General features: G+C 72.1%; 7 protein-coding genes and 1 pseudogene. All 8 read left to right on the top strand.

What is annotated here, in order from left to right; translation table 11 throughout:
- Positions 1–222 (top strand): annotated as a pseudogene (locus B2Y21_RS03800) (threonine-phosphate decarboxylase); the annotation flags it as partial.
- A complete protein-coding gene (locus tag B2Y21_RS03795) occupies positions 219–1,073 on the top strand; it encodes an ABC transporter substrate-binding protein (protein WP_292057126.1) in 855 nt (284 codons plus the stop codon). The pseudogene B2Y21_RS03800 and the gene B2Y21_RS03795, both read left to right, overlap by 4 nt.
- Positions 1,070–2,053, top strand: a complete 984-nt coding sequence (locus B2Y21_RS03790) for a FecCD family ABC transporter permease (protein WP_292057123.1) — start codon at positions 1,070–1,072, stop codon at positions 2,051–2,053. Before B2Y21_RS03795 ends, B2Y21_RS03790 begins: the two co-directional genes overlap by 4 nt.
- Positions 2,050–2,826 (top strand): ABC transporter ATP-binding protein, encoded by a 777-nt coding sequence (locus B2Y21_RS03785; protein ID WP_292057120.1) that lies wholly within the window; start codon positions 2,050–2,052, stop codon positions 2,824–2,826. Before B2Y21_RS03790 ends, B2Y21_RS03785 begins: the two co-directional genes overlap by 4 nt.
- Positions 2,816–3,763 (top strand): adenosylcobinamide-phosphate synthase CbiB, encoded by a 948-nt coding sequence (gene cbiB, locus B2Y21_RS03780; protein WP_292057119.1) that lies wholly within the window; start codon positions 2,816–2,818, stop codon positions 3,761–3,763. The genes B2Y21_RS03785 and cbiB overlap by 11 nt, the downstream gene beginning before the upstream one ends.
- Complete coding sequence (locus B2Y21_RS03775) at positions 3,751–5,223, top strand: cobyric acid synthase (protein ID WP_292057117.1); 1,473 nt, start codon at positions 3,751–3,753, stop codon at positions 5,221–5,223. Before cbiB ends, B2Y21_RS03775 begins: the two co-directional genes overlap by 13 nt.
- The gene (gene cobT, locus B2Y21_RS03770; RefSeq protein WP_292057115.1) at positions 5,220–6,263 is read left to right on the top strand and encodes a nicotinate-nucleotide--dimethylbenzimidazole phosphoribosyltransferase; all 1,044 of its coding nucleotides are present in this window, start codon (positions 5,220–5,222) and stop codon (positions 6,261–6,263) included. Before B2Y21_RS03775 ends, cobT begins: the two co-directional genes overlap by 4 nt.
- Positions 6,260–6,960: adenosylcobinamide-GDP ribazoletransferase (locus B2Y21_RS03765; RefSeq protein WP_292057113.1), on the top strand; the 701-nt coding region annotated here is incomplete at its 3' end. The genes cobT and B2Y21_RS03765, both read left to right, overlap by 4 nt.

Here is a 6,960-nt window from a genome sequence, read left to right as displayed (position 1 = left end):
CGGCTGGACGACCTGCTGGCGCGGGCGGGGTTCCAGATCATCGGCGGGACCAGCCTGTTTCGCATGACGCGCACGCCCCACGCCGCGCGCTGGTTCCAGCATCTGTGCCGCGCGGGCATCCTGACCCGGCCGTTCGACCACACGCCCGACGCTCTGCGCTTCGGCGTCCCGGCCGAGCGCGACTTCCCCCGACTGCGACGCGCGCTGGAGACCTTCGGATGAGGGCGACCCGGCGACAGGCGCTGGTGGCGGGCGCGGGCACCATGCTGATCGCCGGACCGGCTGCGGCCGACGCCGCCCCGCGCCGCGTGGTGTCGCTGAACGCCTGCCTCGACGCCATCCTGGTTCATGTCGCCGACCGGAGGCAGATCGCGGCCCTCAGCCACTATGCGCGCGAGCCGGTCGGCTCGACCATTTCCGAGGTGGCCAAGACCTTGCCCTTCACCTGGGAGACGGCGGAAGAGGTCATCGCCCTGCGCCCCGACCTGGTGCTGACCAGCCGCCACAGCGCCCTGGCGACCCGCAATGCGCTGGGCCGTCTGAACATCCAGACCGAACTATTCTCGGTGCCTGACAGCGTGGCGGCCAGCCTGGACCAGGTGCGCGAGGTCGCCCGCCTGGTCGGCCGTCCGGCGCGGGGCCAGGCCCTGATCGCCCGCATTGAGGCCGCCATCGCCGCCGCCGCTCCGCCGCCGGGATCGGCGCCGCTGACGGCCCTGATCTATCAGCCCAACGGTTTCGCCGCCGGGCGCGGCACCTTGATGGACGAGATGATGACCCGCGCCGGTTTCGAGAACGTCGCTGGCCGCTATGGCCTGGGCAAATGGGGCAATGTCCCGGTTGAGCGCCTGCTGGCCGACCCGCCCCAGGTGTTGCTCAGCGGCGTGCCGGTGCGCGGCTCGCGCACCTGGGCCGACCGGGTGATGCGCCATCCGGCGCTGAAGTCCCTGTCCGGCCGGATGGTGCAGGCGCAACTGGAAGAGAAGCTGCTCTATTGCGGCGGGCCGGTGCTGATCCAGACCGCCGCCGCCCTGGCGCGCGCGCGCCGCACGGCGCTGGAGGCCCTGACATGACCTTGCCGCGTCCCCTGGTGATGATCGGGCTTCTGCTCCTGATCGTCGCCCTGTCCGTGGCCAGCATGAGCGCGGGCCGCGTCTGGATTCCGTGGAGCGACTGGGCGAGCCAGCGCGGCGATCCCGCCTGGGCCATTCTGTTCGAGCTGCGCCTGCCGCGCACGGTGCTGGCCCTGATGGTCGGGGCGGTGCTGGGCCTGACCGGGGCGGCGTTGCAGGGCTATACGCGCAACCCCCTGGCCGATCCGGCGATCCTGGGCGTCTCGACCATGGCGGCGCTGGGGGCGGTGCTGACCTTCTATCTGGGCGCGGCGGCCGGCGCGCCGTGGGTGCTGCCGGTCGCGGCCATGGTCGGGGCGGGGATCGGCGTGCTGTTGCTGCTGGCCTTGGCGGGGGCGACCAGCAGCGTCGTCACCTTCATCCTGGCCGGGGTGGTGATCCAGACCATGGCCGGGGCGGGCGTGGCCCTGGCGCTGAACCTGGCGCCCAACCCCTGGGCGGTGAACGAGATCGTCAACTGGCTGATGGGGTCGCTGGCCGACCGCAGCGTGGTCGAGCTGAGGCTGGCGGCGCCGGGCATGATCCTGGGCTGCCTGCTGCTGTTGACCCAAGGCCGGACGCTGGACGCCCTGACCCTGGGCGAGGCGGGGGCGCGATCGCTGGGGGTGCGGCTGGACGTCGGGCGGATGATGCTGGCGCTGGGGGCGGCCCTGGCGGTCGGTTCGGCGGTGGCGGTGACGGGGTCGATCGGCTTCGTCGGCCTGATCGTGCCGCATCTGCTGCGGCCCCTGATTGGCGCCCGGCCCAGCGGCCTGCTGCTGCCCTCGGCTCTGGGCGGGGCGGCGTTGACGCTGGCGGCGGACATCTTGGTGCGGCTGACGCCCGCCTCGACCGAGATCAAGCTGGGCGTGGCCATGGCGGCCCTGGGGGGGCCCTTCTTCCTGGCCCTGCTGATCAGCATGAGAAGGAAGCTGGCATGAGCATCCTGAGCGTGGAGAACCTGTCCGTCCGACTGGGCGACAAGGCGGTGCTGAATGGCGTCGACGCGGCCTTCGCGCCGGGGCTGGTGACGGCGATCGTCGGACCGAACGGAGCGGGCAAGTCGACGCTGCTGGACTGTCTGGCGGCTCTGCGAACGCCCGACGCGGGCCGCGTGATGTTGGACGGCCGAGCATTGCGCGACCTGCCCGCGCGCGCGCGATCACGGCGCATCGCCTACCTGCCCCAGAACGCCGAGATCGCCTGGGCGGTCGAGGGACGCACCTTCGTCGGCCTGGGCCGCACGCCCTACGTCGGCGCCTGGGGCCTGAGGGCGGACGACCGCGCCGCCGTGGCCCGCGCCATGGCCGTGGCGGGGGTGGAGGGGTTCGCCGACCGCGTCGTCTCCACCCTGTCGGGCGGCGAGCGGGCGCGTGTCCTGATCGCCCGCGCCCTGGCCGGAGAACCGCAATGGCTGTTGGCGGACGAGCCGCTGGCGGGCCTCGATCCGGGTCATGTGCTGGACGCCTGCGACCTGTTCCGGCGGCTGGCGGATGAAGAGGGGCGGGGCGTCGTCCTGACCCTGCATGATCTGGACGCCGCCCTGCGCGTGGCGGATCGGGTGATCGTTCTGGCCGAGGGGCGGGTGATCGCCGACGCCGCCCCGGCCGAGGCCCTGTCGCCCGAGGTGCTCAAGACGGCGTACGGCGTCGAGGCGCGCACCCTGGACGGCGTGCGCGGCCCGGTGCTGGAAATGGTCGGCCGTGCCCGTTAGCAGCCTGCCCACGCCCTGGATCGTCGCGGGCGCCTTGCTGGTCGAAGGCGTCCTTGGTTGGCCTCGGCGCCTGTCGCATCCGGTGGCGTGGCTCGGCGCCCTGATCGCGGTGCTGGAGCGGCGCTGGAACAAGGCGGAACGGCCACAGGGCGCGCGCCGTGCGCTGGGCGTCGTCACGGTCCTGATCCTGATCGCCGTCGCAGGCGGGGCGGGCTGGGGCGTGCAGGCGCTGGCCGCCGCCTCGCCTTTTTGGCCGGGATTGGCGCTGTTGCTGGTCTGCGGCGCGACGGGGCTGGCGGCGCGCAGCCTGTTCGATCACGTCCGCGCCGTGGCCCGACCGCTGAAGGCGGGCGACCTGCCCGCCGCGCGTCTGGCGGTCGGCATGATCGTCGGCCGCGACGTCGAGGCGATGGACGAGGGCGAGGTCGCGACCGCCGCCCTGGAAAGCCTGGCCGAGAGCTTCTGCGACGGCGTGGTCGCGCCGGTCTTCTGGTTCGTGATCGGCGGCCTGCCGGGCCTGTTCGCCTATAAGGCCATCAACACCGCCGACAGCATGATCGGCCATATGGAGCCGCGCTGGCGGGCTTTCGGCTGGGCGGCGGCGCGCACCGATGATGTGATGAACTGGATCCCGGCGCGCATCGCGGGCGCCTTGATCGCGCTGGCGGGCGCAGGCGGCTGGCGCATCATGTGGCGCGATGCGGGCAGGCACGCCTCGCCCAACGCCGGGTGGCCCGAGGCGGCCATGGCGGGCGCGCTGCGGGTTCGACTGGGCGGTCCGGTCCGCTATGACGGCGTCATGACCGACCGACCTGTCTTCGGCGACTGGGCGCCGCCGTCCGCCCATGATCTGAAACGCGGGCTGAAGGTTTACGGCCTCGCCTGCGCCCTGTTGCTGATGCTGCTGATCGGCGGGGGCTTCGCATGGCCGCGTTGATGATCCAGGGCTGCGGCTCGGACGTGGGCAAGTCGGTGCTGGTCGCCGGTCTGTGCCGCGTCTTCGCCAATCGCGGACTGACGGTGCGGCCGTTCAAGCCGCAGAACATGTCCAACAACGCCGCCGTCACTGCGCCCGACCATGAGGGCCGCATCGGCGAGATCGGCCGCGCCCAGGCGCTTCAGGCGCTGGCCTGCCGCACCCCGGCGACGGTCGATATGAACCCCGTCCTGCTGAAGCCGCAGAGCGACACCGGCGCCCAGTTGGTCGTGCGCGGTCAGGTCGAGGGCGTGTGGCAGGCGGCGGGCTATCAGGACCGCAAGGCCGCCCTGCTGGACGTGGTGCTGGACAGCTTCCGTCGTCTTCAGGCTGAAGCCGATCTGGTGATCGTCGAAGGCGCGGGCAGTCCGGCCGAGACCAACCTGCGCGCCGGGGACATCGCCAACATGGGCTTCGCCCGCGCGGCGGACGTGCCGGTGGTGCTGGTCGGCGACATCGACCGGGGCCATGTCATCGCCTCCCTGGTCGGCGCCCACGCGGTGCTGGACGGCGAGGACCGGGCGATGATCCGGGGCTTCATCATCAACAAGTTTCGCGGCGATCCGGCCCTGTTCGATCAGGGGCGGGCAGAGATCACGCGGCGCACGGGCTGGGCGGACCTGGGCATGGCGTCGTGGCTGGCGGATGCGCGATCGCTTCCCGCCGAGGACGCCGTGGTGCTAGAGCGGTCGGGCGGCGCGCGTGGCGGAAAGGTGCGGATCGCCGTGCCCATGCTGTCGCGCATCGCCAATTTCGACGACTTCGATCCGTTGCGGCATGAGCCGGGCGTGGACTTCGGCTTTGTCCCACCGGGGCAGGCCCTGCCGGGCGATGCGGACCTGATCATCCTGCCGGGAACCAAGGCGACGCTGGCCGATCTGGCCTTCCTGCGCGCGCAGGGCTGGGACGTGGATATCGCCGCCCATGTGCGACGCGGCGGGCGGGTGCTGGGCGTGTGCGGCGGCTATCAAATGCTGGGCCGGACGATCAGCGACCCGGACGGCGTCGAGGGCGTGGCGGGTTCGGCGCCGGGGCTGGGCCTGCTGGACGTCGAGACGGTGCTGGCGGGCGCCAAGACGCTGCGTCGGGTCGAAGGACAACTGACGCCCTCCGGCGCGGTGGTTCAGGGCTATGAGATCCACATCGGCCGCACCGACGGCCCGGATGCGGCACGGCCGGTCGCCATGATCGACGGGGCGACGCATGGCGCGCGCTCGGGCGATGGGCGGATCGCGGGCCTCTATGTCCACGGCCTGTTCGATCGGGCCGAGGCGCGGGCGGCGCTGCTGGCGGAGGTCGGCGCGGCGTCCGACGGCGTGGATCAGGGCGCGCGGGTGGATCAGGCGCTGGACCGCATCGCCGCCGTTCTGGAAACCCATTTCGACATTCCGGCTCTGGCCCGGATCGCAGGACTGACATGACCGAACTGACCGAGCTTTTCTCCGTTCCGCCGCTGGATCCGGGGCTGCGCGCGCCGCTGCGGCAGGCGCTGGACGGCAAGGCCAAGCCGGTCGGCGCCCTGGGCCGGATCGAGGATCTGGCCCTGACGCTGGGCCTGATCCAGCAGACTCTGCGCCCGACCGTGACCCGGCCGGTGCTGCTGGTCTTCGCAGCGGATCACGGGCTGACGCGCTCGGGCGTGGCGGCCTATCCGGCGGGGGTGACCGTGGCCATGGTCGATACGTTGCTGACGGGCCGGGCCAGCGCCAACGCCTTCGCCAAGGTCGTGGGCGCGCAGGTGCAGGTGATCGACGCGGGCGTCGCCGCCGACCTGTCGGACCGCGCGGGCCTGATCCACGCCAAGGTCGCGCCGGGCACGAAGGACGCCTCGGTCGAGCCCGCCATGACACGCGATCAGGCCGAGGCCGCTCTGCTGGAAGGCGCCGCCATGGCGCGGGCCGCTATCGACGACGGCGCTGATGTGATCGCCCTGGGCGAAATGGGCATCGGCAACAGCGCCTCGGCGGCCCTGCTGATGCACCGGCTGGCACCCGCGCCTCTGGCCGACTGCGTGGGGCAGGGGGCGGGGCATTCGCCCGAGGGCATGGCGCGCAAACAGGCCGTGTTGGCCAAGGCCGCCGCCCGTTCGGACGCGACGGCGCCGCTGGAGGTGCTGACCCAGTTCGGCGGCTTCGAGATCGCCATGATGGCCGGGGCCCTGCTCGACGCGGCCAAGGCGGGCGTTCCGGTCATCGTCGACGGCTTCATCGGTTCGGCGGCGGCGCTGCTGGCGATCCGACTGGCGCCGGAGACGCGCGACTACTGCATCTTCGCCCACGCCTCGGCCGAGGCGGGGCATCGTCGGATGCTGGAGGCCGTCGAGGCGCAACCCCTGCTGGGTCTCGACATGCGTCTGGGCGAGGGGACGGGCGCGTTGCTGGCCGTGCCGCTGCTGAAGGCGGCCTGCGCCCTGCTGTCCGACGTGGCCGAGCTGAAGGACATATTGGAGGCCGCGCGATGATCGGACGCGAGGCGCGGCTGTTCGTCTGCGCCCTGCAGTTCCTGACGCGCCTGCCGACGCCGCCGCTGCGCGATTTCCAGCCCGAGTGGATCCAGCAGAGCGCGCGCTGGTTCCCGCTGGTGGGGCAGGTGGTCGGCCTGATCGCGGCGGCGATCCTCTACGGCGCGGCCCAGGTGTGGAGCCCGTGGATCGCGGCCCTGCTGGCCGTGGCGGCGGGTGTGGCCCTGACCGGCGGCTTCCACGAGGACGGGCTGGCCGACACCGCCGACGGTCTGGGCGGCGGCCAGACGCGGGCGCGGCGGCTGGAGATCATGAAGGACAGCCGCCTCGGCTCATACGGCGCGCTGACGCTGGGGCTGACGCTGGCGTTGCGGGTTGCGGCGCTGGCGATGCTGGTCGCCGTGTCGCCGTGGATGGCGGCGGCGGTGTACGGCTGGAAGCTCAAGCGCAGCCTGATGCGTGTGACCAACATGATGCACCAGGTCAAGGCAGGCGTAAGTGCGGGCGATCCGGATGCGATGAAGCTGCTGCGCTTCTATCACTTGGGGTTGACGCAGATGCATCGGCTCGATGGCAACTCCAGCGGCCTCAGCGATTCGGTTGCCGAGATTGACCGTCACCGCGAGGCGATGGAGGCGCGGAACATGGATACCGACCAGCCACGCCTAGAGTCGGGTTGGGTGGAGCGAGTCGGACA

Origin of the sequence: Brevundimonas sp. UBA5936 (assembly GCA_002430835.1) — a bacterium.
GTDB lineage: Bacteria > Pseudomonadota > Alphaproteobacteria > Caulobacterales > Caulobacteraceae > Brevundimonas.
Note: the sequence above shows the minus strand (reverse complement) of the source record. Positions and strands in the feature narration are given on the sequence as shown.